This window comes from Candidatus Tenderia electrophaga (assembly GCA_001447805.1).
Lineage (GTDB): Bacteria > Pseudomonadota > Gammaproteobacteria > Tenderiales > Tenderiaceae > Tenderia > Tenderia electrophaga.
In genome coordinates, this window is sequence record CP013099.1 from 1886118 (window position 1) to 1912211 (window position 26094).

At 59.0% G+C, this 26094-nt stretch carries 26 protein-coding genes and 2 tRNA genes; 23 read left to right on the plus strand and 5 right to left on the minus strand.

Annotated elements, in window-relative coordinates; translation table 11 throughout:
- The first annotated feature begins 83 nt into the window (after positions 1 to 83).
- From Tel_08660 to Tel_08670, 3 genes are all read left to right on the plus strand, one after another.
- On the plus strand, positions 84 to 1973 hold the full coding sequence (locus tag Tel_08660) for a multidrug MFS transporter (GenBank protein ALP53220.1): 1890 nt from the start codon (positions 84 to 86) through the stop codon (positions 1971 to 1973).
- Complete coding sequence (locus tag Tel_08665; protein ALP53221.1) at positions 1963 to 2850, plus strand: UTP--glucose-1-phosphate uridylyltransferase; 888 nt, start codon at positions 1963 to 1965, stop codon at positions 2848 to 2850. The genes Tel_08660 and Tel_08665 overlap by 11 nt, the downstream gene beginning before the upstream one ends.
- A 446-nt stretch (positions 2851 to 3296) precedes the next feature.
- Positions 3297 to 4601 carry an ATPase gene (locus Tel_08670; protein ALP53222.1) on the plus strand — a complete coding sequence of 435 codons (1305 nt, stop codon included), beginning with the start codon at positions 3297 to 3299 and terminating at the stop codon, positions 4599 to 4601.
- A gap of 12 nt (positions 4602 to 4613) precedes the next feature.
- Here Tel_08670 and Tel_08675 read toward each other — a convergent pair whose 3' ends face one another.
- Positions 4614 to 5150 carry a hypothetical protein gene (locus Tel_08675; protein ID ALP53223.1) on the minus strand — a complete coding sequence of 179 codons (537 nt, stop codon included), beginning with the start codon at positions 5148 to 5150 and terminating at the stop codon, positions 4614 to 4616.
- A 158-nt stretch (positions 5151 to 5308) separates the two neighbouring features.
- Here Tel_08675 and Tel_08680 point away from each other — a divergent pair, with 158 nt between their 5' ends.
- Complete coding sequence (locus Tel_08680; protein ID ALP53224.1) at positions 5309 to 6199, plus strand: cysteine synthase; 891 nt, start codon at positions 5309 to 5311, stop codon at positions 6197 to 6199.
- A gap of 133 nt (positions 6200 to 6332) precedes the next feature.
- On the opposite strand, the gene Tel_08685 is transcribed toward Tel_08680, so the two are convergent.
- Positions 6333 to 6557: a hypothetical protein gene (locus tag Tel_08685; GenBank protein ID ALP53225.1), complete on the minus strand. Its 225-nt coding sequence runs from the start codon at positions 6555 to 6557 to the stop codon at positions 6333 to 6335.
- A 96-nt stretch (positions 6558 to 6653) separates the two neighbouring features.
- Between Tel_08685 and Tel_08690 the strand changes: the two genes are divergently transcribed.
- The 4 genes from Tel_08690 (at position 6654) to Tel_08705 (ending at position 9772) form a co-directional block, all read left to right on the plus strand.
- On the plus strand, positions 6654 to 6947 hold the full coding sequence (locus tag Tel_08690; protein ALP54792.1) for a transposase: 294 nt from the start codon (positions 6654 to 6656) through the stop codon (positions 6945 to 6947).
- Positions 6944 to 7819 carry a transposase gene (locus Tel_08695; protein ID ALP53226.1) on the plus strand — a complete coding sequence of 292 codons (876 nt, stop codon included), beginning with the start codon at positions 6944 to 6946 and terminating at the stop codon, positions 7817 to 7819. Before Tel_08690 ends, Tel_08695 begins: the two co-directional genes overlap by 4 nt.
- 74 nt (positions 7820 to 7893) lie before the next feature.
- On the plus strand, positions 7894 to 8259 hold the full coding sequence (locus Tel_08700) for a hypothetical protein (protein ALP53227.1): 366 nt from the start codon (positions 7894 to 7896) through the stop codon (positions 8257 to 8259).
- A gap of 211 nt (positions 8260 to 8470) precedes the next feature.
- The gene (locus tag Tel_08705) at positions 8471 to 9772 is read left to right on the plus strand and encodes a 23S rRNA methyltransferase (GenBank protein ID ALP53228.1); all 1302 of its coding nucleotides are present in this window, start codon (positions 8471 to 8473) and stop codon (positions 9770 to 9772) included.
- Positions 9773 to 9890: 118 nt separating this feature from the next.
- Here Tel_08705 and Tel_08710 read toward each other — a convergent pair whose 3' ends face one another.
- Entirely contained in the window at positions 9891 to 10889 is a 999-nt protein-coding gene (locus tag Tel_08710) for an alcohol dehydrogenase (GenBank protein ID ALP53229.1), read from the minus strand.
- 17 nt (positions 10890 to 10906) lie between these two features.
- Positions 10907 to 11833 carry a hypothetical protein gene (locus Tel_08715; GenBank protein ID ALP53230.1) on the minus strand — a complete coding sequence of 309 codons (927 nt, stop codon included), beginning with the start codon at positions 11831 to 11833 and terminating at the stop codon, positions 10907 to 10909.
- A gap of 110 nt (positions 11834 to 11943) precedes the next feature.
- On the opposite strand from Tel_08715, the gene Tel_08720 reads away from it, so the two are divergent.
- The 9 genes from Tel_08720 to Tel_08760 all read left to right on the plus strand — a co-directional run bounded on the left by Tel_08720 (position 11944) and on the right by Tel_08760 (position 20571).
- On the plus strand, positions 11944 to 12423 hold the full coding sequence (locus Tel_08720; protein ALP53231.1) for a hypothetical protein: 480 nt from the start codon (positions 11944 to 11946) through the stop codon (positions 12421 to 12423).
- Entirely contained in the window at positions 12423 to 13922 is a 1500-nt protein-coding gene (locus Tel_08725) for a peptide ABC transporter substrate-binding protein (GenBank protein ID ALP54793.1), read from the plus strand. The genes Tel_08720 and Tel_08725 overlap by 1 nt, the downstream gene beginning before the upstream one ends.
- On the plus strand, positions 13900 to 14451 hold the full coding sequence (locus Tel_08730; GenBank protein ID ALP53232.1) for a peptidase: 552 nt from the start codon (positions 13900 to 13902) through the stop codon (positions 14449 to 14451). Before Tel_08725 ends, Tel_08730 begins: the two co-directional genes overlap by 23 nt.
- 412 nt (positions 14452 to 14863) lie before the next feature.
- Entirely contained in the window at positions 14864 to 15787 is a 924-nt protein-coding gene (locus Tel_08735; GenBank protein ID ALP53233.1) for a glutathione ABC transporter permease, read from the plus strand.
- Positions 15784 to 16578, plus strand: a complete 795-nt coding sequence (locus Tel_08740) for an ABC transporter permease (protein ID ALP53234.1) — start codon at positions 15784 to 15786, stop codon at positions 16576 to 16578. The genes Tel_08735 and Tel_08740 overlap by 4 nt, the downstream gene beginning before the upstream one ends.
- Positions 16579 to 17025: 447 nt before the next feature.
- Entirely contained in the window at positions 17026 to 18069 is a 1044-nt protein-coding gene (locus tag Tel_08745; protein ALP53235.1) for a beta-hexosaminidase, read from the plus strand.
- A gap of 131 nt (positions 18070 to 18200) precedes the next feature.
- On the plus strand, positions 18201 to 19220 hold the full coding sequence (locus Tel_08750; protein ALP53236.1) for a hypothetical protein: 1020 nt from the start codon (positions 18201 to 18203) through the stop codon (positions 19218 to 19220).
- 18 nt (positions 19221 to 19238) lie between these two features.
- Complete coding sequence (locus Tel_08755; GenBank protein ALP54794.1) at positions 19239 to 19793, plus strand: hypoxanthine-guanine phosphoribosyltransferase; 555 nt, start codon at positions 19239 to 19241, stop codon at positions 19791 to 19793.
- Between the two features lie 37 nt (positions 19794 to 19830).
- Complete coding sequence (locus Tel_08760) at positions 19831 to 20571, plus strand: 5'-methylthioadenosine phosphorylase (protein ALP53237.1); 741 nt, start codon at positions 19831 to 19833, stop codon at positions 20569 to 20571.
- A gap of 21 nt (positions 20572 to 20592) precedes the next feature.
- On the opposite strand, the gene Tel_08765 is transcribed toward Tel_08760, so the two are convergent.
- Positions 20593 to 21555: a hypothetical protein gene (locus tag Tel_08765; protein ID ALP53238.1), complete on the minus strand. Its 963-nt coding sequence runs from the start codon at positions 21553 to 21555 to the stop codon at positions 20593 to 20595.
- Positions 21556 to 21611: 56 nt separating this feature from the next.
- Here Tel_08765 and Tel_08770 point away from each other — a divergent pair, with 56 nt between their 5' ends.
- From Tel_08770 to Tel_08795, 6 genes are all read left to right on the plus strand, one after another.
- Entirely contained in the window at positions 21612 to 22136 is a 525-nt protein-coding gene (locus Tel_08770) for a peptide deformylase (protein ID ALP53239.1), read from the plus strand.
- Between the two features lie 222 nt (positions 22137 to 22358).
- The gene (locus tag Tel_08775) at positions 22359 to 23000 is read left to right on the plus strand and encodes an SPO1 DNA polymerase (protein ID ALP53240.1); all 642 of its coding nucleotides are present in this window, start codon (positions 22359 to 22361) and stop codon (positions 22998 to 23000) included.
- Positions 22997 to 24826 carry an excinuclease ABC subunit C gene (gene uvrC / locus Tel_08780; protein ALP53241.1) on the plus strand — a complete coding sequence of 610 codons (1830 nt, stop codon included), beginning with the start codon at positions 22997 to 22999 and terminating at the stop codon, positions 24824 to 24826. Before Tel_08775 ends, uvrC begins: the two co-directional genes overlap by 4 nt.
- A gap of 7 nt (positions 24827 to 24833) precedes the next feature.
- Positions 24834 to 25391 carry a CDP-diacylglycerol--glycerol-3-phosphate 3-phosphatidyltransferase gene (locus Tel_08785; GenBank protein ID ALP53242.1) on the plus strand — a complete coding sequence of 186 codons (558 nt, stop codon included), beginning with the start codon at positions 24834 to 24836 and terminating at the stop codon, positions 25389 to 25391.
- 142 nt (positions 25392 to 25533) lie between these two features.
- A tRNA-Gly gene (locus tag Tel_08790) sits at positions 25534 to 25609 on the plus strand.
- A gap of 71 nt (positions 25610 to 25680) precedes the next feature.
- Positions 25681 to 25754, plus strand: a tRNA-Cys gene (locus Tel_08795).
- Positions 25755 to 26094 lie beyond the last annotated feature (340 nt).

Below are 26094 nucleotides of genomic sequence, written 5' to 3' on the forward strand. Positions count from 1 at the left end.
TAATGGGTGAAAAGGTTAGCATGGCCCAACTGCAAATGTTATAAATTGTATTCATCGCCCAATGGGGAGGGCAGTATCTCTCAATGAATCAGTTTACTCGCCGCATTGCCGTAATCGGTCATGACTTGGTCATGGTGAGCCTTGCCTGGCTACTTGCCTATCTAGTCAGATTCAATTTTTCCCTGGCGAATCTAAACTGGGATTCATACCTTGCTACGCTACCCGTGGTGTTGGCGGCTCAAGGGCTGGTTTTATGGTTTACCGGTTTATATCGTGGGGTCTGGCGCTTTGCCAGCATTCCGGATTTATGGAATATCACCCGTGCGGTATTAATAGGTGCCTTGGTGGCTGCCTTGTCGCTATTCCTTTATAACCGTCTCGCGGGCGTCCCCCGTACGATTCTGGTTCTTTATCCTGTTTTTCTGGTTTTGATGCTTGGCGCCCCCCGCCTGTCGTATCGCATGTGGAGGGATCATGGTCTCAACACCAAGTTCGAGCCGGAGGCCAAGCGCGTCCTTATCTTGGGTGCGGGGCGGGCCGGGGAGATGCTGGTGCGCGACATGCGCCGGGAGTCTGTATACAAGCCGGTGGGGTTTCTTGACGACAGTCCTCGCCTGAAGGGGGCGAATGTCCATGGCATTCCCGTATTCGGTCCCATCGCCAGGCTGCGTGATGCGGTCGAGAAGAACGACATCGATCTGGTCATGATCGCCATGCCCTCGGCCACCAGCAGCCAGATGCGTCGCGTCGTCGCCCTGTGCGAGCAGGCGGAAGTGACTTTCCGCACCCTGCCTAGGTTGCAGGACCTGGTCTCTGGTCAGTCCGCGCTCAAGGAGATGCGTGAGGTGGCCATCGACGACCTCCTCGGTCGCGACCCGGTGGCGTTGGATTGGAAACACGTTAGCGAGAGTCTGGCCGGCAAGACCGTGTTGGTCAGCGGCGGTGGCGGCTCCATCGGTTCGGAGCTATGTCGCCAGATCGCCAAGCTGGGGCCGTCCACGCTGGTTCTCGTTGAACAATCCGAGTTCAACCTCTACAACGTGGAGATGGAGCTAGGCCGTGCCTATCCCAATCTGCAGCTCCACAGCTGCCTGACGGATGTGGCCGATAAGACGGCGGTGGAGCATGTTTTGAAGACCTATCGCCCGGATGTAATTTTCCATGCCGCGGCCTACAAGCATGTTCCCATGTTGGAACATCAGGCGCGCGAGGCGGTTCATAACAATGTGTTAGGCACCCGTACATTAGCGACTGCCGCAGATAAGTTTGGTTGTGGCACGTTTGTAATGGTATCCACCGACAAGGCCGTCAATCCAGCCAACGTAATGGGGGCGAGCAAACGAGCGGCCGAGATCTACTGCCAAAGCCTGGATAAGAAGTCCAAGACCAAGTTCATTACCGTCCGCTTCGGCAACGTGCTCGGTTCCGCCGGTAGTGTGGTGCCGCTATTCCGAAAACAGATTGAGGCAGGCGGTCCGGTGACGGTCACCCACCCTGAGATTACCCGCTTTTTCATGACCATCCCCGAGGCCAGCCAGCTGATTATGCAGGCCGGAGCCATGGGGACCGGCGGTGAGATATTCGTGCTGGATATGGGTGAACCGGTGAAGGTGAATTATCTAGCCGAGCAGATGATACGTCTCTCCGGCAAGGTGCCGGGCAAGGATATCGAAATCACTTATACCGGGCTGCGGCCGGGCGAGAAGCTGTTTGAAGAGCTCTTCCATGATCAGGAGTGCCTTGCCGAGACCAGCCATGAGAAGATCCTGCTGGCTCAGTGTCGCCTGGCGGATTGGGAGCAGGTTCAAGAGGTGATGGGGCTCATGGAAACGGCCTGCGACAGCTATGATGAGCCTGAGTGTAAGCGTCTGTTGAAGAAGTTGGTGCCGGAGATGGGTGCCACAGGTGTGTCGGTGACAGATAAAGATAATGTCATTCCGCTAAAAGTAGCTAAGGTTAGCCATGAGAGTTAAAAAGGCCGTCTTCCCCGTCGCGGGCATGGGGACCCGCTTCTTGCCCGCCACCAAGGCCAACCCCAAAGAGATGCTGCCCATCGTGGACAAGCCCTTGATCCAGTACGCGGCCGAAGAGGCGATCGCCGCGGGTATCGATGAACTGATCTTCGTCACCAGCAGCAGCAAGCGCGCCATCGAGGACCATTTCGATAAGAACTACGAGATGGAGACCGAGCTGGAGAAGCGCGGCAAGCGTGAGCTGCTCAATATTTTGCGCGGCATCGTGCCCGAGGGGGTGTCGTGCGTGTATGTGCGTCAGCCCGAGGCCTTAGGGCTAGGGCACGCAGTGCTATGCGCCAAGCCGGTGGTGGGCAATGATCCCTTCGCGGTGATTCTGGCGGACGATTTGATCAATGGCGGAGATAATCCTTGTCTGAGCCAGATGGTGGAGGTCTTTAATGACCGCCAGGCCAGCGTGCTGGGGGTGGAGCGGGTGGACCCCAGTGAGACCAACAAGTATGGCATCGTGAAGACCACCGAGAGCAAAGAACAACTCAACAAGGTCAGCGGCATCGTGGAAAAGCCCCATCCCGAGGTGGCGCCCTCCAATCTGGCCGTGGTAGGGCGTTATATCCTGACGCCGGAGATCTTCGGCCTGCTGGAGCGGACCGAACGCGGGGCGGGTGGCGAGATCCAGCTGACAGACGCCATCGCCATGCTTCTAAAAGATCAGGCCGTATACGCCTATGAATTTGAGGGCAAGCGCTTCGACTGCGGCAGCAAGCTGGGGTATCTGCAGGCCACGGTGGAGTATGCCCTGGAGCATGAGGAGTTGGGGGAAGAGTTTCGGGCCTATCTCAAGTCGTTTATTTGTGATGTGGGCTTGGAGGGGTAAATCCCCCTCAATCCCCCTTTAACAAAGGGGGAGGTTGGGCCTGGTGGTTATTTGCTCCCCTCATTTGTAAAGAGGGGGTGGGGGAGATTTGCCGGAAATCAAATTCTGCTCGATCTTCCTTTAATAAAGGGAAAATGGCCTAGCAGGCTGTTGAAAAAACGTTTTGATACCTTCTCCCTTAGGGAGAAGGTTAGGAAAGCTTACCCCGGAGCCTGCCCCGCGAAGCGCTTTGGGTACGAAGCGCATTGGGTATGAGGGGATACAATCAATAAGTTATGCTATTTTTATCCCCTCAGCCCAGCCCTCTCCCTGAGGGAGAGGGGGGTTTTTCAACAGTCTGTTAGCGTGCCTGGACGCTGGTGCTTGCTGCATTTTAGTCAAAAGCATCTTTCATAGAAAGATAGATATGGCTTGATTTGTCTTTCAGTGAAAGATATTATTTTGCCATGGATGCCCTCTTGGAACAAATCATTGCCGATTTTCACGAGCGGCCACTGCCCCAGCTAACCCGTCGGACAGTAGAATTGCCCGCGCTTACCAACAAGATCGATACCGTGATCGGCATGCGGCGTACTGGCAAGACCTGGTTCCTGTATCAACAGATGCAGGACTGCATGGAGCGGGGGATTCCCAAGGAGTGCTTGCTTTACATCAATTTCGATGATGAGCGCCTCTACCCGATGCAGCGGGATGAATTGCGGCGTATACCCGAGACGTATTACCGCCTGTATCCGCTGCACAAACAGAACACCTGTTACTTCTTTTTCGATGAGATCCAGAATGTCGACGGCTGGGAGCCATTTGTACGCCGATTACTGGATAGCGAAAATATTCAGCTTGCGCTGACCGGTTCTTCTGCGCGGCTGTTGAGCCGGGAGATTGCCTCGACGCTGAGGGGGCGGGCCATTACCACAGAGATCTTCCCCTTCAGTTTTGCTGAGGTCCTGACACACCAGGGCATCGATCATGACCTTTTTCGTCCGCCGGGGGCAGAAAAGCGGGCTTTGTACGCCAATCGTCTGCATCAGTATCTACTGCAGGGCGGATTCCCGGAGATCCAGGGCGTGGAGGCACCTTACCGGCAACAGATTCTCCAGGAGTATGTCGACGTTGTTATCCTGCGCGACGTGATCGAACGGCATGGCGTGACCAACATCGTACCGTTGCGTTATCTCATTCGTCATTTGCTGAATGCGCCGGCAACGCTGTTCAGCGTCAACCGCTTTCATAACGATCTCAAGTCGCAGGGAATCGCCATTGGCAAGAATACCCTGCATGAATATCTGGAATACCTGATCGATGCCTATCTCATCGATACGGTGCCCATCTTCGCGCGCTCGGTACGGCGCCGGCAGGTCAACCCGCGTAAGGTCTACGCGATTGATACCGGATTGGCGCAGGCCTTTCGCCATGACGCTCATGTCGACCGGGGCAGGCTGTTGGAGAACATGGTCTTTACCGCGTTGCGTCGACAGCGGCTGGAGATCAGCTATTTTCGCAGTGAAGAGGGATACGAGGTGGATTTTCATACTACTTCACGGGACGGCATCCGGCAGTTGATACAGGTCAGTGAAACACTCTCGAATTCCCAGACGCGCCAGCGCGAGTTGCGCGCCCTGGTGGTGGCGATGGAACAGTGTCAGCTCAATACAGCCACCGTCGTGACCGTGGATGAGGCGGAGCGGATCGAACAGCATGGCCGGTTGATTGAAGTCATTCCCGCTTGGCGCTGGTTGCTGACCCAAACATGAGACGTCGATCCCTCAGCCCGTCCATATACGCGCAAACTCAAATTCGATGGTGCATTTGCCGAGATCGAATAGGACGTTTTCATCAGCAGCGTCTATCTGTTTTACGTACCGACCCTCGCGGAGCGAGTACACCTTGGCGACGTTGTTTTCGGGATCGACAATACAATAGTGACCTACACCCTCCCGTTCGTATATGGAAAACTTGGTGCGCCGGTCCTTCTCTGCGTTAGACGGTGACAGCACTTCAAATATCAGCGAGGGGGCTTTGGTCAAAAAATCACCGCTGGGTTGATAGCAGATAACCATGTTGTCGGGCTGGACCACCGTGTCCTCGGCGACTTTCCAATCAACAGGCAGAACGGCCTGACAATGGCTGCAATCGTCCAGCGCCTCGTCCAGCATTCGCGCGATAATCTGACTGATACGTTGGTGGCGAAAGCTGGGGGAAGGGGTCATGGCATAAGGGATGCCCTTGATTAACTCCCAGCGACCTTCCCACTGAATGTAGTCTGAGTATACGTAATGGGGCAGCTCATCGGGCGATAACATGTGCAAGTCTCCTGTCCAGCAGGGGAGATTTCATAAATTTCCTCAATTAAAATGCTACGCTGGTTATTGCCAAATGGCAATTTATCGGCGAAATGGGAATCCTCCACAATGGGCTCTATTCTCGTCACCCATCCGTCGTTCCGGTAAAATACCCCCCTATGAATTTCCCAACCCTTGAAGACTTCATCGGCAATACGCCCCTGGTGCGCCTGCAACGCCTGTTGCGGAGCAGTTCCAACACCATCCTGGCCAAGTTGGAGGGCAATAACCCCGCTGGTTCGGTCAAGGACCGTCCGGCCCTGAGCATGATCCGGCACGCCGAGGCCCGGGGTGAGATCCGGCCCGGCGACACCCTTATCGAGGCCACCAGCGGCAATACAGGCATCGCCCTGGCTATGGCTGCCGCCACCAAGGGCTATCGCATGGTGTTGGTCATGCCCGAGCACATGAGTGTGGAGCGGCGCGCGGTGATGAAGGCCTTTGGCGCCGAGATCATTCTTACCGCCAAGGCGGGCAGCATGGAGGCGGCGATTGATCTGGCCGCCGAGATGGAAGGTCGGGGTGAGGGCAGGGTACTGAATCAGTTCGGCAACTTTGATAATCCCCTGGCTCACTATGAAGGGACGGGGCCGGAGATCTGGCGCGATACCCAGGGCAAGGTGACCCATTTTGTCAGTTCTATGGGGACCACCGGGACCATCATGGGGGTATCCCGTTATTTGAAGGAGCAGAATCCCGATATACAGATCGTCGGTGTCCAGCCTACCGAGGGGGCCAGTATCCCCGGTATTCGTCGTTGGCCGCAGGAGTACCTGCCTAAGATTTATGAGTCTGAACGGGTGGATCGCATCATTGATGTCAGTCAGCAGGCAGCGGAGGAGACGACCCGCGCCCTGGGGGTCCAGGAGGGGATCTTTGCGGGGATTTCGTCGGGCGGGGCGGTGAGTGCCGCCCTGCGCCTGGCGCGTGAGGTGGAAGATGCGGTGATTGTGACCATTATCTGCGACCGTGGGGATCGGTATTTGTCGACGGGGGTGTTTCCGCAGTAGATTTTGGGGGCGGGATGGGTCGGTTAAATCTCCCCTAACCCCTCTTTAGAAAAGAGGGGAATGAAGGCCTGCTATTTGAAACGACCGGGTAATTCCCCCCTCTTTGGAAAGAGGGGTTAGGGGAGAATGGCACTTACTTAAGCTTCTTAGGGTGACCATTTTTCATCACTTCCGCTCTTGCTTCATGCCGTGTTCTCGTCAATAAGGGATAGGCTTTCGGTCTTCGCTTCACCGCTCTCGGTTCGATTCGGCCGGGACGATTCCCCACCTTTTTCTGCACCATCATGCGGAATAAATAACCGATATATTCATCATCCAAATACTGCGCGTTTTGTAGATAGATCAGCCATATCTGCAAGCAGTGCTTGAAACTTATACGTCTTGGGCTGATTGATGTGGTCTGATACATCCGGACACCGAGTTAAGGCTGTAAAATGCCATAACGGGGTGAATGATGCCAACAGAGAAGAAGACAAGACGGAAATACACGGAAGACTTCAAGCGGGACGCGGTGGCGCTGGTGACCGAACAGGGTTACAAGGTGGCGGAGGCGGCCCGGAGTCTGGGGATCAACGACAATCTGCTGCGCCGATGGCGGCAGGAATTTTCGGACGATGCCAGCGGTGCGCAGCTGTCGGCGGATGAGCGCGAGGAGCTGAATCGGCTGCGGAAGGAGAACCGCATGCTGCGGATGGAAAAGGAGATTTTAAAAAAAGCCAGCCAGTACTTCGCGAAGGAAATGAAGTGAAGTACGCCTTCATCCGGGACCATGCATGCCGTTGGCCGGTATTGCATCTGTGCCGCCTGCTAGGTGTGCAGCGCAGTGCCTACTACGACTGGCGGGACCGGCCTGGCCAGGTCATTCCGGCCGAGGAACTGGCCTTGCGGCGGCGCATGAAGGCGTTGTTCAAGGCCTCCCGGGACAGTTTGGGTAGTCGAACGATGGCGCGCAAACTGCGCGAGGAGGGCTTTGAGATCGGCCGTGACCGGACGCGCCGCCTGATGAAGGCGTTGAGCCTGGAGGTTAGAGCGAAGCGCAAATACAAGGCGACAACCGACAGCAAACACCAGCTGCCGGTGGCGGAGAATGTGCTGAACCGCCAGTTCAACCCGACGAGGCCGAACCAGGCCTGGGGCGCAGATATCACGTATCTGTGGACGCAGGAAGGCTGGGTATACCTGGCGGTGGTGATCGACCTGTATTCGCGCCGCGTGGTCGGCTGGGCCATGGATCGGCGCATGAAGAAAGCCCTGGTGATCCGGGCCTTGCTGATGGCGATCAATCTGAGAAACCCGCCACCAGGCCTGATCCATCATTCGGACCGTGGCAGCCAATATGCCAGTCGCGCCTATCAGAAGCTGCTGGCACAACATGGGATGGTTTGCAGTATGAGTCGCAAGGGTAACTGCTGGGATAATGCCCCGGTGGAACGCTTCTTCAGTAGCCTGAAGCGGGAATGGACCGGTGATCGCTTGTACCGGACCCGGAAGGAAGCGATTGCTGATGTCCGGGAATACGTGGCGGTGTATTACAATGCTCAGCGCCTGCATTCGACGCTGGGTTACAAGACACCGATGGATTACGAAAAGGACCTTAACAAAGTGTCCGGAAACACTTGACCACTACAAACCCCTCCCTTTTACAAAGGGGGGAACTCGAGTTTCATTTTAGGTTTAGGGGGGAGGGGGCTTCCATGCTGCGCTATAGGGCAAATTTAAAAGGATGCTCGCGCCAGCTGCGCCGCGATATGACCGATGCTGAGCAGTTGTTGTGGTCGCGGCTACGGCGCAAGCAGATTTTAGGGGTGCAGTTTTATCGCCAACGGCCCATCGGCGATTACATTGTCGATTTCTTTGCACCAAAGGCAAGGCTGGTGGTGGAGGTGGATGGCGGGCAGCATTTTGAGCTGGAAAATCAACGCCACGACGAACGCCGCGATCTATATCTGACCGGGCAGGGCCTGGACGTGATGAGGTTCGATAACTTGCAGGTATTGAATGAGATTGATGCGGTGGCTGAAGCCATTTTCCAGGTTGTCACCAAGAGGTTGAGTGATTAGTCTTGAAACTTCTCTCAATCCTTTATGCCCTGTGGGTGCCCATTAAGTAAAGAAGGGGGTTAGGTTAAGTGTTTTTTTGCTCCCCTCTTTTTTAAAGAGGGGTTGGGGGAGATTTCTTATCCTGTCCGCCTCAGTAACAAATAAGGGAATATATGTTGAAACACCGGAGTGAGCCAAGGTAGTGGCAAGACGCCGTCAAAAACTAAAGCCCATGCCTGCAGGGGCATTTCCCGGCCACGTCGAGTCCCTCGACCACGACGGCCGCGGCGTGGCCCACGTGGATGGCAAGGCGACCTTCATCGAGGGGGCATTGCCGGGCGAAGAGGTGAGGTTCAAATACCTTACCCAGCACAAGAAGTTTGACGAGGGTTATGTCACCGATATCATCCAGTCCTCGTCCGATCGCGTCGAACCCAAGTGTCCCCACTTCGACATCTGCGGCGGCTGCAGTCTGCAGCACATGGATGCCGCTGCGCAGATCCAGGCCAAGCAGCAGATCATGCTGGACAACTTCAAGCACATCGGCAATGTGGTGCCTGAAGAGATATTGCCGCCATTGACCGCCAGCCACTGGGGCTACCGGCGCAAGGCCCGCTTGGGTTGTCGCTATGTCTTCAAAAAGGCATCCATGCTGGTGGGCTTTCGCGAACGGCGCAGCGGCCTGCTGGCTGAGCTGAGCCGCTGCGAGGTGCTGCACCCCGCCATCGGCGAGCGCATTATGGCCTTGCGCGAATTAGTGGGTAGTTTGCAGGCCTACAAGCGCATGCCCCAGATCGAGGTGGCCATCGGCGATGATGTGGTGGCGCTTGTCTTTCGTAATCTCGATGAGCTGGTAGAGCAGGATATTGAGCGCCTGGTTCAATTCGGCCAAGACAACCATATCCATATCTATCTTCAGCCCAAGGGGCCGGACAGCGCCTATCGGCTCTGGCCCGCACAGTCGCAGCTCAGTTATCGTCTGGATGAGTTCGATCTGGAGATGTTGTTTGAGCCCACCGATTTCACCCAGGTGAACGCGGAAATCAACCGCAAGATGGTGAGCCGGGCCGTCACCATGCTGGATCCACAGCCCAGCGAACGGGTCTTGGATCTGTTCTGCGGCCTGGGCAACTTCAGCTTACCGTTGGCGCGCAAGGCCGGCCATGTGATCGGCGTCGAAGGCGAGGCGGGGCTGGTGCAGCGGGCGCATGCAAATGCTGCACACAATCGAGTTAGCAATGCGGAGTTTCATGCCGCTGATCTGGCTCAGGAGCCCCATCAGCACCCATGGTTCGGCGCGGGTTTCGACAAGCTCCTCATCGACCCGCCACGCAGCGGGGCCTTTGAGATCGTCAAGCATGTGCCGGCCTTTGGCGCCGGTCGGGTGCTCTATGTCTCGTGCAATCCCGCCACCCTGGCGCGCGATGCCCAAGTGCTGGTCGAGGCGGGATACAGACTCAAGGCGGCCGGGGTGATGGATATGTTTCCGCATACCACCCATGTGGAGTCGATGGCCTTGTTCGAGCAGGGTTAGGTTAAGCCCCCTCTTTTGTAAAGAGGGGGTTGGGGGAGATTTAAGGACGTTGAGCCGTTCAGCGTATGGTGAATTAAATCCCCCCTAGCCCCCCTTTTTCAAAGGGGGGAACCTCGTGTCAGTCTGTGGTCAACACTACCTTGCCCATCATCCCCCCGGCCTCGATCAGGCGATGCGCCTCGGCTGCCTGTGCCAGGGACAATTGATGGCTCACATGGATCTTGAGTTTGCCCTGTTCCATCAGCGCGGCGCACTGACTCAGTATCCAACTCTGGTGGCTCTGCGCCTCAAACAGACCTTGGTGCATCGGCGTCAGCATCAACTCCAAGCTGACGCGCTGATTGCGCATTCGGGCGGTTTGCCAGTCGGTATCCGGGCCGGGTTGGAGCAGGGTCACCACATCACCGTAGACACGTACCGCAGCGAAGGTTTGGTCCAGCACCTTGCCGCCGACGGTGTCGAAACCCACAGCGACGCCGGCACCCTCGGTCCATGCATTGACGGCGGCGACTAGATCTTTCTGCTTGTAGATCACCGCCTCATCGGCGCCGAGCTCGCGCACGAATTCAGCCTTGTCTTCATCACCGACGCTGGTGATTACTTTGGCCCCAACTGACTTGGCGAGTTGAATCGCCACATGGCCGACGCCGCCGGCGCCGGCATGGATCAAGACTGTGTGTCCGCTTTGAAGGTTGGCGCGATCAAACAGGCTTTCCCAGGCGGTGATCGACACCAGCGCTGCCGCGGCCGCTTCGGCGAAACTGACGGTGGCGGGCTTGCGGGCGGCGAAGGCTTCATCCACCACTGCCAGTTCGGCATAGTTGCCGGGATGAGCGCCGATGCCGCCGTTACAGAAAAAGACCTCATCGCCGGGTTTGAAACGGGTGACTTGCGTGCCCACATCTTCCACCACACCCGCGCCGTCGCAGCCGAGGACCGTCGGCAGCTTGTCGGGATAGTAAGTCCCGCGGCTACGCAGTTTGGTATCCACCGGATTGACGCCGGCGACCTTGAGGCGCACCCGCATGTCGCCGGGGCGCTGCAACTCAGGCGCATCGACCTCTTTTAGCTGCAACACCTCCGGCGGGCCGGGCGCATTCATCAGTATGGCCTGCATCCTTTCCTCCGCGCGTATTACGCCTCGCTGTCTTTTTCCTGTTTTTCTTTTTCGTGTTTCACCTTACTGAGAAATTCCACCATGAACGCGGCAAAGACACCCAGCATGCCGCCCAGAATAATCCCGAGGGCGATAATCATCAGGGGGGAGGTGCCTGTTGTCTTGGCGGTCTCTAACGTGACGCTGATCAAGGCCGTCTCGGGCATGGTATCGAGTTTGTAACGCAGCTCGTTGATCTTGCTTTGCAGCTCAATACTTCGGGTGGTGGCGGCCTGTTCTTCTTCGATGAGCTTGGTCTGCAGGAATCTGAGCTCGTCCTTAACGCTGAGTCTCACGCTGTCTGAGATGTTTTGCGCTTCTAGATATTGTTGCCTCAGCGTAGCCACATCATCACGCAATACCGTCAGGTAGCCGCTGTTCTTAATACTCTCCAAGGTTAAACGCAAGCGCTCGATTTGGTTTTGGATGGCGACACGTTCTTGGTTCAGTTTTTTGTCGTGCTCGGCGATGAATCGCTGGGCAACCATACTATGCAGTTCATTGACCGCGTCGGGATTGTCAGCCACCGTCTGGGTCTCGAGAATTATCAAATCGCTATCCTTGGGGGCGCGGGCTTCTATGTTGAGAGCGCTGAGCGTTTCGTTGGCTTTGATCGCATTCAGGGTAGCTGGGATATAGGTTTCTTGCAGCTTGGTCAGCGCGCTGGTGCTGGACTCAATCTTGGGATCGCCGCCGATTTCTATGGTGGTGGCATAGGTGGTTTTTTCGCTTTTGATAAAGGTCGCGGCGATGGCTAGGCCGGTGCAGAGCAATAGCGTTAACAGGATGACCAGTTTGCGTCGGTAAAGGACGACAAATAAATCCACCAGACTGATTTCATCCTCCCGGTTGTCGATATAATAGGCCGGGACTGGTACCGGGGTGGTGGGTTTGATATCGTTCATATTTGGTTCTCAAGGTTCAGAAACTGCTTGGACTTTTAACCCTTTGGCTTTGGCCGGGTCGATATTTATGAGTCAGACATATTACCAGCCCCGTGCCCGGACGGAAACTCATGGCGACCGAAATCGAACGTAAATTCCTGGTTAAAAATGATGCCTGGCGCGACGCGGTAAAAAAGGCCTCGTTTTATCGCCAGGGCTACCTGGCCAATTCCGACGGCGCCTCGGTGCGGGTGCGCGTGGCCGACGGCACAGGTTATCTAAATATCAAGAGTATGACCCTGGGCGTGAGTCGTCATGAATTTGAATATGTCATCCCCGTGAGTGACGCCGAGCAGATGCTCGATGAACTCTGCCTCGGGCCCAAGATCGAGAAGACGCGCTATTTTGTCGATCACGGCCATCACCTCTGGGAGGTGGATGTGTTCGAAGGCGACAACAAAGGCCTGGTCGTGGCGGAAGTGGAATTGAACGCCGAGGACGAAGACTTTGAGCGGCCGTCCTGGGTCGGCCGGGAGGTCTCCGACGACAAGCGCTATTACAACGTCTGCCTGGTCCAGCATCCCTATCGCGAGTGGAAGGACACCGACTGATTTTGACCACGTTTGTCCGTTATGCGCTGCTGCTGGTATTGCTGGGGGCGTTGGCACTTTCCGGTTGCAGCCGGCCGGATCCTGAGGCGCTGCGCTTCGGCCTCTCCAGCAGCCCCATCAATCTCGATCCCCGTTTTGCCACCGATGCCGCCTCCACGCGCATCAACCGCCTGCTCTACCAACGTCTGGTGGATTTCGATCAGAACCTACGTCCGCAACCCTCCTTGGCCGAATGGCGCCGGCTCAGTCCGGACCATTACCGCTTTCATCTGCTCATGGGCATGGCGACCTTTCACAATGACACCGCATTGACGGCGGCGGACGTCAAGGCGACCTATGCTGCTATTCTCGATCCCGCCACCGGTTCGCCTCACCGTGCCGGTCTCAACATGATCGAGGCCATCGAGGTGATTGACGAGCAGACCCTAGATTTCCATCTCAAGGACGCCGATCCCTTGTTTCCCGGCCGGCTGGTGATCGGCATCCTGCCGGCCGAATTGCTGGCGGCTCAGCATCCCTTCAGCCGGCAACCGGTGGGCAGTGGGCCGTTCCAATTCCTCGCCTGGCCGGAGGAAGGTAAGTTGGTCCTCGAGCGGCTGGACGACGAGCGCCGTTTCGAATTCATTACGGTCAAGAATCCCACCGTGCGGGTGCTGAAACTGCTGCGCGGCGAGATCGACATGTTGCAGAACGATCTGCCGCCCGAGCTGGTCAGCTATCTTGCCGAGCAGGAAGCGATTCGGCTGCGGCGCGCGCCGGGCTCCAATTTCACCTATCTGGGGTTTAACCTGGAGGACGAGGATACCGGTCGGCTCAAGCTGCGCCAGGCCATTGCCCACGCCATCGACCGTCAGGCCATCATCGAATACATCATGGGCGGGGCGGCGACGCGCGCCAGCGCCCTGTTGCCGCCCGATCATTGGGCCGGCGATCCCGATCTAAAACTTTATCCCTACGCCCCCGCCCGGGCGCGGGTGCTGCTGAAAGAGGCGGGCTACATCGGCGCCAAGCGGCCGCACTTGGTCTACAAGACCTCCAGCGATCCCTTCCGCATTCGTCTGGCCACGGTGATACAGCAGCAGTTGGCCGAGGTCGGCATTGATGTGGAGCTGCGCAGTTACGACTGGGGCACCTTTTACGGTGACATCAAGGCGGGACGCTTTCAGATGTTCAGCCTCAGTTGGGTGGGCATCAAGACGCCGGACATCTTCCGCTATGTGTTTCACAGCGAATCGATACCGCCGCGCGGCGCCAATCGCGGCCGCTATTTTGATAAGCTGGCCGATGAGCTGATCGAGGCCGCTGAGCAGAAGACGGCCTTGGACGATCAGGCCCGGCTGTATGCCGAACTCCAGGCCCGCCTGTTGCAGCAGTTGCCCTATGTGCCTCTATGGTACGAAGATCATCTCTTCGCCGCGCGCAAAGGGATCAACGGTTATACCCTGGCGCGTGACGGCAATTATGACGGACTGATCAATGTCAGCAAAGATGGAACCTGACGAACTTTGGATCGAAATCAGCGTTGCCGCGCAGCAGCTGAGGCTGCGTCGCGGCGCGGCGGTGGTGGCAAGCTTTCCGGTCTCCACCGCCGCCAACGGTGTGGGCGAACAAGACGGCAGCGCTTGTACCCCCCGCGGTTGGCACAAGGTGCGCGCCAAGATCGGTGCGGGCGAACCGGAAAACGCCGTCTTTAGCGGGCGCCGGCCGACAGGGGAGATCTACACGCCCGCGCTGGCGGCGCGTCACCCGGAGCGGGATTGGATACTCAGTCGCATTCTCTGGCTCAGCGGACTGGAGCCGGGCGTGAATCGCCTGGGTAAAGTGGATACCATGAGGCGCTTTATTTATATCCACGGTACGCCCGACAGTGAAGCCATGGGCGTGGCCAATTCACATGGCTGCGTGCGGATGCGGAATCAGGATGTGATGCGCTTGTTCGACCTGGTGAAGGTAGGGACGCGGGTGTTTATTGCGGGGGAGGAGGGTGAAATCCCCCCTAGCCCCCCTTTAGTAAAGGGGGGGATATGACGGGGCTGCGTCACAGCTATGGTGTTTCCTCTTGGCGGGACGGAGCCTCGCTAATCTCCCTCATTACTAAAGAGGGAGTGTGGGGGGTTAAAAGGCATGGCGTTTCCTCGAGGGAGGACGGAGCCCCGCTAAGCCCCCGCTTTTCTAAAGAGCACCCTAAAGGGCATAAAGGGGTTTGGGGGCGAATTAAAGGGCTTGATATTTACGCGTGGCGGGACGGCACCCCGCTAAGCCTTCTCTCTTTTAAAGAGGGGGTTTGCAGGAGATTTAAAAGACCTAGCGTTTCCTCGTGGCGGGGCGGTGGTCCCATAAGCCCCCTCTTTGCTAAAGAGCACCCTAAAGGGCATAAAGGGGTTGGGGGGAGATTTAAGGTCTGGGGGAGATTTAACAAGCCAGGAAAGACCCCCCCTCCATGCTGAGCTTTCTCGTCTCTCGCCTGGCCAGTGCCCTGTTCGTCGTCTTCGGCGTGACCACCCTGGTGTTCTTCTTTCTGCACCTGGTGCCCGGCGATCCGGTGGAGGTGATGCTGGGCGAATCGGCCCAGGCCGCCGACCGCGAGGCGCTGCGCCAATCTTTGGGACTGGATCAACCCCTCGCGGTACAATACGGCCACTATCTTGCCCAACTGGTGCGCTTTGATCTGGGTACCTCGCTTTACTCCCAGCAACCCATCACCGAGATGCTGGCCGAGCGCATCCCGGCCACGGCGGAATTGGCGCTCGCCGCCCTGATCGTCGCCGTGCTGATCGCGTTTCCCCTGGGCGTACTGGCGGCGGTGCGCAAGGGCAGCCATTGGGATCAAAGCGCCATGGGCTTGTCGCTGCTGGGTGTCTCCATCCCCAACTTCCTCATGGGGCCGATCCTGATCCTGGTGTTCTCGCTCTGGCTGGGCTGGTTTCCGGTCAGCGGCCGCGACGGTCTGGCCTCGCTGATTCTGCCCGCCCTGACCCTGGGTACGGCCATGGCGGCCATCTTGTCGCGCATGGTGCGCGCCACCCTGTTGGAGACCCTGGGAGAGGACTACATCCGTACCGCCCGCGCCAAGGGTCTGAGCGAGCGCCTGGTGATCTGGCGCCATGCCTTGGGCAACGCCTTGCTGCCGGTGATTACCCTGCTGGGTTTGCAGCTCGGGGTGCTGCTGGGCGGGGCGGTGATCACCGAGGTGGTGTTTTCCTGGCCCGGCCTGGGTCAGCTCACCATTGAGTCCATCCAGCGCCGCGATTACCCCGTGGTGCAGGCCTGCGTGTTACTGATCAGCCTGAGCTATGTGGTGGTCAACACGCTGACCGACGTACTCTACGGCTGGCTCGACCCGCGCGTGAGGGTGACGGAATGATCCGCCTGTACTGGCCGGCCGGGGTGCTAGTCGTGTGGGCCTTTCTCGCCCTGTTCGGCGGTTGGCTGGGGCTCATGCCCAACGACATCCACCTGCCCAAGATCCTGCAAACGCCGGGCATTGATGCCTGGCTGGGTTACGACGACCTGGGTCGACCCTTGTGGGACCGGCTGGTGGCCGGGGCCCGGACCTCGTTTCTGGTGGCGGTGGTGGTGGTGCTGTTGTCTCTCATCGTCGGTACCCTGATCGGTGCGGTAAGCGCCTATGCCGGCGGCTGGCTGGATCACCTGGTGGTGCGCATTATCGACATCTTCCTGGCATTTCCCGGCATCCTGCTGGCCATCGCCCTGGCGGGTCTGTTGGGGCCGGGCATTAACAATGTCATCATCGCCCTGAGCGTGGTGGGGTGGGTGGGCTTCGCGCGTCTGGCGCGGGCCCAGGTGCTCACCATCAAGCATCGCGAGCACGTGGTGGCGGCCCATGCCCTGGGCACGCCGCCCGCCAAGATTATTCTGAAACACATTCTGCCCTTGATCATGGCACCACTGATTGTGGAGGCCACTTTTGCCGTCGCCGGGGCGGTGATCGCCGAGGCCGGGCTGTCGTTTCTGGGTCTGGGGGTGCAGCCGCCGGCGGCCTCTTGGGGCAGCATGATCCGCGACGGCGCGCGCTATCTGCTGGTGGCGCCGCACATGGTGTTGGTGCCCGGGGTGATGTTGATGCTGGTGGTGCTGGCGGTGAATCTGTTGGGGGATCAAATGCGTGATTGGTTGGATGTGCGCGGGCGCTGAGGCTGGTCGCGTTTGCCTTGCCCAGCTCGGATGATTTGTCAGGACTCTGAGGGCGCACCAACCCAGCGTCCCCCTTTTTTAAAGGGGGATGGAGGGGGATTTACAGGGCGGCGAAATCCCCCCTAACCCTTTATGCCCGCGAGGGTGCCCTTTTTCAAAGGGGGGAACCGTGAGGTGGTTTCCGGACATCGGCGGATAGTAGGATAAGTCCCTGTTTGGCAAAGAGCATCCTGATGTCTCCGCGTTACGCGGGTGTACGTACTTAGCCTCCCCCTTTTTAAAGGGGGATGGAGGGGGGATTTAGAGGACGGCGAAATCCCCCCTAACCCTTTATGCCCGCGAGGGTGCCCTTTAAAAAGGGGGGCGGGAAGGTGGATCTCGGATTAATGAACTAACGACTAACACCAACATGACGAATGTATTCACCACAAACACAAGGACAATCCCATGTCACTAGGCCCGGTAATGGTCGGCCTGTCAGGCAAGACCCTGAACCAGGAAGAACGGGACATGCTGCTCCACCCGATGGTGGGGGCGGTAATCCTGTTCAGCCGTAACTATGACAGTCCGCACCAACTGCAAACACTGATCGCCGAGATCCATCAACTGCGCGATCCCCATTTGCTGGTCAGTGTCGATCACGAGGGGGGTCGGGTGCAGCGTTTTCGCGACGGCTTCAGCCGCTTGCCACCCATGCGCCGTCTGGGCGAGATCTACGACGACGAGCCTAAGCGTGCCCGGCGCCTGGCCGAGACCGTGGGCTGGCTGATGGCGGTGGAGCTGCGCGCCGTGGGGGTGGATTTCAGTTTCGCCCCGGTGCTGGATTTGGATCACGGCGTATCCGAGATCATTGGTGATCGCTCGTTTCACCGCCAGGCGCAGGCCGTGGCCGACCTGGCCCAAAGTGTTGTCAGCGGCATGAACAAGGCCGGCATGTCGGCGACGGGCAAGCACTTTCCCGGCCATGGCGCGGTGGAGGTCGATACCCACGTAGGCATCGCGCGCGACGAGCGCGCATTGGTGGACATCGAGCTGGAAGACCTGGTCCCCTTCGAACGCCTGGTCCATGCCGGGCTGGCCGGCGTCATGCCCGGCCATGTGATCTATCCCCAGGTGGACAGCCAGCCCGCCGGTTTCTCCCGCTTTTGGTTGCAGGAGGTATTACGCAAGCGTCTCGGTTTTCAGGGCGCCATTTTCAGCGACGATTTGCTGATGGCGGGGGCGGCGCCGATGGGCAGTGTCAGCGATCGCGCCGAGGCGGCGCTGGCGGCGGGCTGCGACATGGTATTGGTGTGCGACAATTTCACCGAGATCTGCAATACCCTGGAACGCCTGGAGCGCTTCGACAACCCGGCGTCCCATTTGCGTCTGGCGCGCATGCACGGCCGCCAGCCCATCAGCCGCGACCGGCTCCACAACGATCCCCATTGGCACCAGGCCTTGCAGGCCGTTGAGCCGTTGTTGCAGGCCAAGCCGCTGGATTTATTGTAAAATCCGCCAATGTTTTATCAAGCTGTGATGGCCGCCGCGGTCGCCACCGAACGGCGCATCACAACACCTTTCATTTCGATATAGGAACAAGCATGCAGTTATCCCAACTCGTTTCCGCATTGGTTCTACTGATGATGATGTCAGTGGCCCAGGCCGCCATCCCCTGGACCTTTCAGCCCCTGCCGCCGCAGCCGCCCATTCCAGACGAAAATCCGCAAAGTCAGGCTAAGATCGCGCTGGGCAAGCAACTGTTCTTTGATCCGCGCCTGTCGGTCACCGGCACCCATGCCTGTCAGAGCTGCCACAATCTCGCCGCCGGCGGCGAGGACGGCCGCGCCCAGCCGGTGGGCGTCTACGGCCGCACGGGCCGGCGCAGCACCCTGACGATTTGGAACGCCGCCTATCATACCGTCTATAACTGGGACGGCAGCGCCCAGACCCTGGAGCAACAAAATCAGCGGCATCTGCTCGATCCCAAGGTGATGGGCATGGCGGACGGCTATCAGCTCGCCGCGCGCATCGCTGCCATTCCCGAGTATCGGCAGCAGTTCGAGCAGGTGTTCGGCGAGCCGGGGGTGAGCTTTGCCAACATTGTCCGCGCCCTGGCCAGTTTCGAACGCACCCTGGTGACCGCCGACAGTCCCTTTGATCGTTATTTGCGTGGCGCTGAGCAGGCCATCTCAACGCAAGCGCAACGGGGTTTTGAGACCTTTATTGAGCAGCGTTGCGCCTCTTGTCATTTCTGGGTCAATCTGGCCGGTCCGCAACCCGGGCTGGCCTTGCAGCAGGGCCAAGGCTTTTACGAATTGTTCCCCAATCATCCCGGCACCGATTACGAGCGGCGCTACCGCCTGGCCGAGGACATCGGCCGCTACGACTACAGCCAGATCGACACCGACCGGCGCATGTGGCGCGTGCCGTCGCTGCGCAATGTGGCGCTAACCGCGCCCTATTTTCATAATGGGGCGGTGAAGACCCTGGACGAGGCGGTGCGCGTCATGGCCAAGACCCAGACCCAAACCGAATTGGATGAGGCGCAGGTGGCCGACATCGTCGCCTTCTTGCGGACCCTGAGCGGCGAATTCCCTACCATCGACCTGCCGCGGCTGCCGGCGACGCCGGGGCGCACCGCCGTGGCGGGGCATGATTAAGCGAGTGGAGCAGCGATGATGACATCCGACTATCTGGACGAGGCAAAGCAGGTCATGCGCGAGGCCGATCTGCTCTGCAGCAAGGCGCAGGTCGAAGCCGCCTTCGACACAATGGCCGCCGCGATCAGCGCCGAACTGGCGGATAAAAATCCGCTGGTGCTGTGCGTTATGACCGGCGGTGTGATCCCCGCCGGCATGTTGCTGCCGCGCCTCGATTTCCCGCTGATGACCGATTACATCCACGCCACCCGCTACGGTCACAATACCGCGGGCGGCAGCCTGGACTGGGTCGTCAAACCCCACAAGCCGCTCAAGGATCGGGTGGTGCTGCTGGTGGATGACATCTTCGACGAGGGTTTGACCCTGGAGGCCATCGTCGCCGACTGCCAGGCCGCCGGCGCGGCGCAGGTCTATACCGCGGTGTTGGTGGAAAAGACGCGCCAACGCGCATCCCACCTGCAGGTCGATTTCGTCGGTCTGCAGGTGGAAGACCGTTATCTGTTCGGCTACGGCATGGATTACAAAGGTTACCTGCGCAACGCCGCCGGCATTTACGCGGTCAAGGGCATGTAGTGCCTGCCATACATCTGAATTTTCGGGAGCGATCAAAATGAGCAATGTGGCCATTATCGGCGGTACCGGACTCACCCGTCTGGAGCAACTGGAAATCACCAAGCGGGAAGTGGTGCACACCCCCTACGGCGAACCCTCGGGCACCATCACCCACGGCACTCTGTGCGGTAAGAATGTGTTGTTTCTGCCGCGCCACGGCGCCGGTCACACCATCCCGCCGCACAAGATCAACTACCGCGCCAACATCTGGGCGCTCAATAATCTGGGCGTTGAACGCATCGTCGCCATTGCCGCGGTCGGCGCCATCGATTCAGCCTTTGTGCCCACCTCGCTGGGCATTCCCGATCAGATTGTCGACTACACCTGGTCACGCAAGAACACCTTTTTCGAGGAAGGGCTGGACGAAGTGGTGCATATCGATTTCACCTATCCCTATGACGCCGAGCTGCGCCGCCTGTTGATTCAGGCCTGCACTGAGGCGAAGGTGGACTTCTGCGACGCCGGCACCTATGCCGCCGCCCAAGGCCCGCGGCTGGAGACCGCCGCCGAGATCAATCGCTACGCGCGCGACGGTTGCACCATGGTGGGCATGACCGGCATGCCCGAGGCCGCCCTGGCACGGGAGCTGGGCATGGCCTATGCCACCTGTGCCGTGAGCGTCAATTGGGCCGCGGGACGCAGTGAGGGCGAGATCACCATGGCGGAAATCCAGAAGTGTCTGGGCAAGGGCATGGATAATGTGCGCGCCATGTTTGAGCGGCTGGTGCCGTTGCTTTAGCCCGGCGTTCTCACCGCCCGTCTACTGCGACTGCCGTGTCGGAGTGCTTTGATTGACGTCGACAAAGGGTTCGATGGCCTTATCCGAGTCGGATTGTGCATCGGCCGGTTGCGGTTCCGGGGGTGTGTAGGGAGTAAACAGAATCAGCATGCCCACCCGTGGGTGATCCAGATAATGCACTTCGCCGCTGGGCAAACGCAGATCGCCCTGGATGCGGAATAACTCGGGGGGATGCTCGTCTTCTTCGGCTACGGCGTCGCGCCCGGCGGTATCGGCCAGGGCTGAGGGTGGTTCAAACTCCAGGTTTTCATCCAGCGGCGCGTTCTGCGCCATCTCCTGCGCCTGCGGTTTATACAGCAACAGGTCGGCGTTGACGTGCAGATAACGCCCAATCCCGAGACTGATCACACCGCTTAGGGTGTGGGCGGGCGGATTAAAATCCAGCGGCCCTTCGATGAGCATGTCATCGGCGAATATATCGGCGGCCGAGGGGGCCGCCTGCGCTGCTTGAGCCGCCGGTGACTCGTCGCCGGGTGCGTCCTGAAGCGCTGCGCTGAGTTGGTCATGAATGAAGATGCGGTCGGGGTGTTCGCGCGGCGGAATGATCTGGCGCCAGGCCACATGGACATAGGGCAGGTAGTCCGGCGCGTCGACCAGCTCGCGGTAGGCGTCATTGAGTTGATATTGCTCAGGCGGCAGAATCAGGTAGGGAGCGGCGCCGCCGGGCGTGCCGCTTGCCGCTGCGTCGGGCGCGGCGGTGGCCTCGGCAGTATCCTCGGGCGGGGCTTCATGCAGCAATTCGATACTGCCCTCGAGATTCGGCGCGACGACCTCCCGAGGCCAGCGCTCGGACGCCGCGGCATCCGGATTTAGATGTTCGAAGAGGATGATCTCGACCTCGTACCAGGGCGGCGCCTGCTGCGCCTGGGCCATCGCCGGCAGGGCGATCGAGACGAAAATAAGGCCGTGAATTACGCGTTTCATAGGCACCGCGATCGGGTTATGATGGGTTAATCGTTTGCTTATCGAGAGGGAGCAGGATGGCAATCAGGCAGGTCTTGCGCATGGGCCACCCGACCCTGTTACAGGTCGCTCAACCGGTGACAGAGTTTAACACAGCCGTGCTGGATGCGTTGATCGCCGACATGTTCGACACCATGGCCGAATATCAAGGTGTGGGCTTGGCGGCGCCGCAGATCGGCGTAAGTCTGCGCATCATTATTTTCGGCTTTGAACGGAACGCGCGCTACCCCGAGGCCGAGCCGGTACCCACTACCGTACTGATCAATCCCGACATCGAATATCCGGTGGCCGAGCAGCAGGAAGGCTGGGAGGGCTGCCTGAGCGTGCCGGGGATGCGCGGCCTGGTGCCGCGCTATACCCAGATTCGCTATCGCGGCGTCGATCAGGCGGGCACGCTCATCGATCGCAGTGTGAACGGCTTCCACGCCCGGGTGGTGCAACACGAGGTGGATCATCTGGACGGCATCCTGTATCCGCAGCGGGTCGAGGATATGACTCAGTTTGGGTTTATCGAGGAGTTGGGTTTGCGGGGTGGTGCTTGAAATCCCCCCTAACCCCCCTTTACGAAAGGGGGGAACAAGGGGCCTTTACGAAACGGGGGAAGCAGTTAGAGGTCTTTACCAGAGATTGCCGGTCAGAGATAAAAAGAGATAGCTACAATTTGACATCGACCCATTTCCCCCTTTGAAAAAGGGGGGTTAGGGGGGATTTAAGCCCCTGTGATAAAATCACGGTTCTTCCCCAACAACCATTTACACACGCACATGTTTGACCCCAATTGCCGGCAATGCCCGCGCCTTGCGAGCTTTCTCGACCAGGTCAAGGCCGATTATCCCGCTTATCACGCCCGTCCGGTGGCACCCTTCGGGCCGAAGAATATCCAGTTACTGATTGTCGGCCTGGCCCCGGGGATGCATGGCGCCAATGCGACCGGTCGGCCCTTCACGGGCGATTACGCAGGGGTGCTGTTGTACCAGACCCTCTATGATTTTGGCTTCAGCAACCGGCCCGTTTCCGCGTCGGCCGCCGACGGCTTGAAGCTGAAAAACTGCCGCATCACCAATGCGGTGAAGTGCCTGCCGCCGCAAAACAAGCCGAGCACCGACGAGATCAAGGGCTGTAATGGTTTCCTCAAGCAGGAATTGGCCGCGCTCAAGCCGGGCACCGTGGTGTTGGCCCTGGGGTCCATCGCCCACCATGCCGTGCTGCGCGCGCAGGGACTGAAACAGGGGCAGTACAGGTTCGGCCATGCCCATGAATATGCCCTGCCTGACGGCCTGTGGCTGCTGGATTCGTATCACTGCAGCCGTTACAACACCCAGACCAAGCGCCTCACCGAGTCGATGTTCCAACAGGTCTTTGCACGCGCCCGCCAGTTGATGGGGACGCCTGCGCAAGCGGCATGAGCGGGCAGCCCCACAGCGCCGACTTCGATCCCAAGGCCTTCCTCAAGACCCTCAGCTCACACCCGGGGGTGTACCGCATGCTCAACGCCGCGGGCGAGGTGATCTACGTCGGCAAGGCGCGCAACCTGGCCAAGCGCGTCGGCAGCTATTTCAGCCGCGGCGCCGGCTCGCCCAAGACCCGCGCCATGGTGAGCCAGATCGCCAACATCGAGGTGACGGTCACCAACACCGAGAACGAGGCGTTGATCCTTGAGAACAATCTGATCAAGGAGTTGCGGCCGCGCTACAACGTGCTGTTGCGTGACGACAAGAGTTATCCTTATATCTATATTTCCGCCGACGGCTTTCCGCGCATGTCGTTCCATCGCGGTGCCAAGCGTGGCAAGGGGCGTTACTTCGGCCCCTTTCCCAGCGCCGGGGCGGTGCGCGAAACCTTGAACCTGTTGCAGAAGGTGTTCCGTGTGCGCCAGTGCGAGGACAGCTTTTTCCGCAATCGTTCGCGCCCCTGCCTGCAATACCAGATCAAACGCTGCACCGCGCCCTGTGTCGGTTACGTCAGCGAGGCGGACTATGCCGAGGACGTGCGCCATGCCGAGATGTTTCTCGAGGGCAGGGACAGTCAGGTGATTGACGAGCTGGTCAGCGAGATGGAGCGCGCCAGTGCCGCGCTGGCATTTGAAAAGGCGGCGGCATTGCGCGATCAGATCGCCACGCTGCGGCGCATACAGCAAAAGCAGTATGTCAGCGGCGCCGGCGGCGACCTGGATATCATCGTCAGCGATGTCAAAAATGGGGTGGGCTGCGTGCAGGTATTTTTCATCCGCGGCGGCCATCACCTGGGCAACAAGACCTTCTTCCCCAAGCATACTCGGGAGTCTGATCCGGCCGAAGTGCTGGGCGCCTTCCTGCCCCAGTATTATCTGGGCAAGCCGGTGCCCGCCGAAGTCTTGGTCAATCAGGCCCTGGAGGAACAGCAATGGCTGGAGTCGGTGCTGGGCGAGCAGGCCGGGCGCAAGGTCTCTATCAGCCACAACCTGCGCGGCGATCGGGCGCGCTGGCTGGAGATGGCCGAGGCCAATCTGCAGCAGGCCCTGGCGCGGCAACTGGTGAACAAAACCGGTCTGCGCCAGCGCTACGAGGCCTTGCAGGATGCCCTGGGCTTGGACGATCTGCCCAACCGCTTGGAGTGCTTCGACATCAGCCATACTCAGGGTGAGGCGACGGTGGCCTCCTGTGTGGTGTTCGATCACGACGGGCCGCGCAAGAGCGATTATCGCCGTTTTAACATCGAGGGCATCACACCCGGCGATGACTACGGCGCCATGCACCAGGCCTTAACAAGACGCTACACGCGCCTGAAAAAGGGGGAGGGCAAGCTGCCCGATATCCTGTTTATCGACGGTGGCAAGGGGCAGTTATCGCAGGCGCGCGCGGTGCTGGATGAGCTGCAGGTGGCGGATGTCGCCCTGGTGGGCATCGCCAAGGGGCCGGAGCGCAGACCCGGGCTGGAGACGCTGTTCTTGTCCGGGCGTGGCGAGCCGATTATACTGCCCGCGGACTCGCCGGCCCTGCATTTGATCCAACAGATTCGCGACGAGGCGCATCGCTTTGCCATCACCGGCCATCGCCAGCGTCGCGCCAAGGCGCGTAGCACGTCGCCCTTGGAAGGCGTGCCCGGTGTCGGTGCCAAACGGCGCCGCGATCTGCTTAACCAGTTTGGCGGCTGGCAGGAGGTGGCGCGTGCCGGGGTGGACGATCTGGCCCGGGTGAAGGGGGTCAGCCGGGCGCTGGCGCAACGCATCTACGACGCCTTTCATCAGGACTAATGGATTTATGACCAGCATACCGACCCTACTGACCTATCTCAGGATCGCATTGATCCCGGTGTTCGTTCTGGTGTTCTTCCTGCCCTATGACTGGGTCAATATCGCCGTGACCGCCATCTTCGGCGTGGCCGCCGTCACCGACTGGCTGGATGGCTATCTGGCGCGCAAGCTGGGACAGATGTCGCGCTTCGGCGCCTTTCTCGATCCGGTCGCCGACAAGCTCATCGTCGGCGTGGCCCTGGTGCTGTTGGTGCAGGCCCACCCGACCTTCCTCATGACCGTAGCGGCGGCGGTGATTATCGGTCGCGAGATCACCGTCTCGGCCTTGCGCGAGTGGATGGCCGAGATCGGCGAGCGCGCCCAGGTGGCCGTTTCCAATCTGGGTAAGTGGAAGACCACGGCGCAGATGACGGCCCTGTTCATGCTGCTGTATCGCGATCCGCTGCTGGGTATCCCCATGTACTCGCTGGGCATGGTGTTTCTCTACATCGCCGTGGCCTTGACCCTATGGTCGATGGTTCTGTATTTAAAGGCCGCGTGGCCGGTATTGAGCAGAGAAGAATAAGGGCGATTTGGCTCATGGCGCAATGTCTCCGTGCCGTTCCACGGGTGCCCGAATGCTTGCGAATAAAAAGTAAAAACAGTGAGATAGAAGCTTGACAGGCGGACGGAAAACGTTAAAATAGCGCTCACTTTTTGTGAAGCAAGCGGGAATAGCTCAGTTGGTAGAGCACAACCTTGCCAAGGTTGGGGTCGCGAGTTCGAGTCTCGTTTCCCGCTCCAAATCTCGAACCTCGGATACACTCCCCGGGGTTTTTTTGTAGCGAATTAATCCGCTATACTCGATTTCCGATGGCTGGGTGGCAGAGTGGCTATGCAGCGGCCTGCAAAGCCGTGGACGGCGGTTCGATTCCGCCCTCAGCCTCCATTGTTCTAGTAGTTGTAACAAGCAAGTCACCTATAGCCCGGGTGGCGAAATTGGTAGACGCAAGGGACTTAAATATCTGAGCACCCAGGCTGGAAACACCTGGCGTGAATGGAGTCAAATTCGGGGAAACCTCAGCGCATCCGGCGGTGGCAATCCCGAGCTAAGTCCTGGTTCTGTTTTTGCTTCGATACGTCGGAGTAAGGGCATGGCAGTTGGGGCAGAGAAGACGCAGGTTTTCTAATCTATTGTCTTTGTTGTTGCCATTGACATGGTCAAGCTCAAGGGGGATCGGCGTGTTTTAGCCGACGGGTGTTGTTGCAGAGGCTGCAACGGTGCTCGA

Excerpts from the sequence above, each read along its gene's own strand:
- Tel_08670 (ALP53222.1), top strand. The coding sequence starts at position 3,297 with ATGGATGCCCTCTTGGAACAAATCATTGCCGATTTTCACGAGCGGCCA.
- Tel_08750 (ALP53236.1), top strand. The coding sequence starts at position 18,201 with ATGATGATGTCAGTGGCCCAGGCCGCCATCCCCTGGACCTTTCAGCCC.
- Tel_08775 (ALP53240.1), top strand. The coding sequence starts at position 22,359 with ATGTTTGACCCCAATTGCCGGCAATGCCCGCGCCTTGCGAGCTTTCTC.
- Tel_08745 (ALP53235.1), top strand. The coding sequence starts at position 17,026 with ATGTCACTAGGCCCGGTAATGGTCGGCCTGTCAGGCAAGACCCTGAAC.
- Tel_08770 (ALP53239.1), top strand. The coding sequence starts at position 21,612 with ATGGCAATCAGGCAGGTCTTGCGCATGGGCCACCCGACCCTGTTACAG.
- Tel_08680 (ALP53224.1), top strand. The coding sequence starts at position 5,309 with ATGAATTTCCCAACCCTTGAAGACTTCATCGGCAATACGCCCCTGGTG.
- Tel_08740 (ALP53234.1), top strand. The coding sequence starts at position 15,784 with ATGATCCGCCTGTACTGGCCGGCCGGGGTGCTAGTCGTGTGGGCCTTT.
- Tel_08765 (ALP53238.1), bottom strand. The coding sequence starts at position 21,555 with ATGAAACGCGTAATTCACGGCCTTATTTTCGTCTCGATCGCCCTGCCG.
- Tel_08705 (ALP53228.1), top strand. The coding sequence starts at position 8,471 with ATGCCTGCAGGGGCATTTCCCGGCCACGTCGAGTCCCTCGACCACGAC.
- uvrC (ALP53241.1), top strand. The coding sequence starts at position 22,997 with ATGAGCGGGCAGCCCCACAGCGCCGACTTCGATCCCAAGGCCTTCCTC.
- Tel_08730 (ALP53232.1), top strand. The coding sequence starts at position 13,900 with ATGTCAGCAAAGATGGAACCTGACGAACTTTGGATCGAAATCAGCGTT.
- Tel_08760 (ALP53237.1), top strand. The coding sequence starts at position 19,831 with ATGAGCAATGTGGCCATTATCGGCGGTACCGGACTCACCCGTCTGGAG.
- Tel_08675 (ALP53223.1), bottom strand. The coding sequence starts at position 5,150 with ATGTTATCGCCCGATGAGCTGCCCCATTACGTATACTCAGACTACATT.
- Tel_08735 (ALP53233.1), top strand. The coding sequence starts at position 14,864 with ATGCTGAGCTTTCTCGTCTCTCGCCTGGCCAGTGCCCTGTTCGTCGTC.
- Tel_08755 (ALP54794.1), top strand. The coding sequence starts at position 19,239 with ATGACATCCGACTATCTGGACGAGGCAAAGCAGGTCATGCGCGAGGCC.
- Tel_08660 (ALP53220.1), top strand. The coding sequence starts at position 84 with ATGAATCAGTTTACTCGCCGCATTGCCGTAATCGGTCATGACTTGGTC.
- Tel_08715 (ALP53230.1), bottom strand. The coding sequence starts at position 11,833 with ATGAACGATATCAAACCCACCACCCCGGTACCAGTCCCGGCCTATTAT.
- Tel_08690 (ALP54792.1), top strand. The coding sequence starts at position 6,654 with ATGCCAACAGAGAAGAAGACAAGACGGAAATACACGGAAGACTTCAAG.
- Tel_08785 (ALP53242.1), top strand. The coding sequence starts at position 24,834 with ATGACCAGCATACCGACCCTACTGACCTATCTCAGGATCGCATTGATC.
- Tel_08665 (ALP53221.1), top strand. The coding sequence starts at position 1,963 with ATGAGAGTTAAAAAGGCCGTCTTCCCCGTCGCGGGCATGGGGACCCGC.
- Tel_08720 (ALP53231.1), top strand. The coding sequence starts at position 11,944 with ATGGCGACCGAAATCGAACGTAAATTCCTGGTTAAAAATGATGCCTGG.
- Tel_08700 (ALP53227.1), top strand. The coding sequence starts at position 7,894 with ATGCTGCGCTATAGGGCAAATTTAAAAGGATGCTCGCGCCAGCTGCGC.
- Tel_08710 (ALP53229.1), bottom strand. The coding sequence starts at position 10,889 with ATGCAGGCCATACTGATGAATGCGCCCGGCCCGCCGGAGGTGTTGCAG.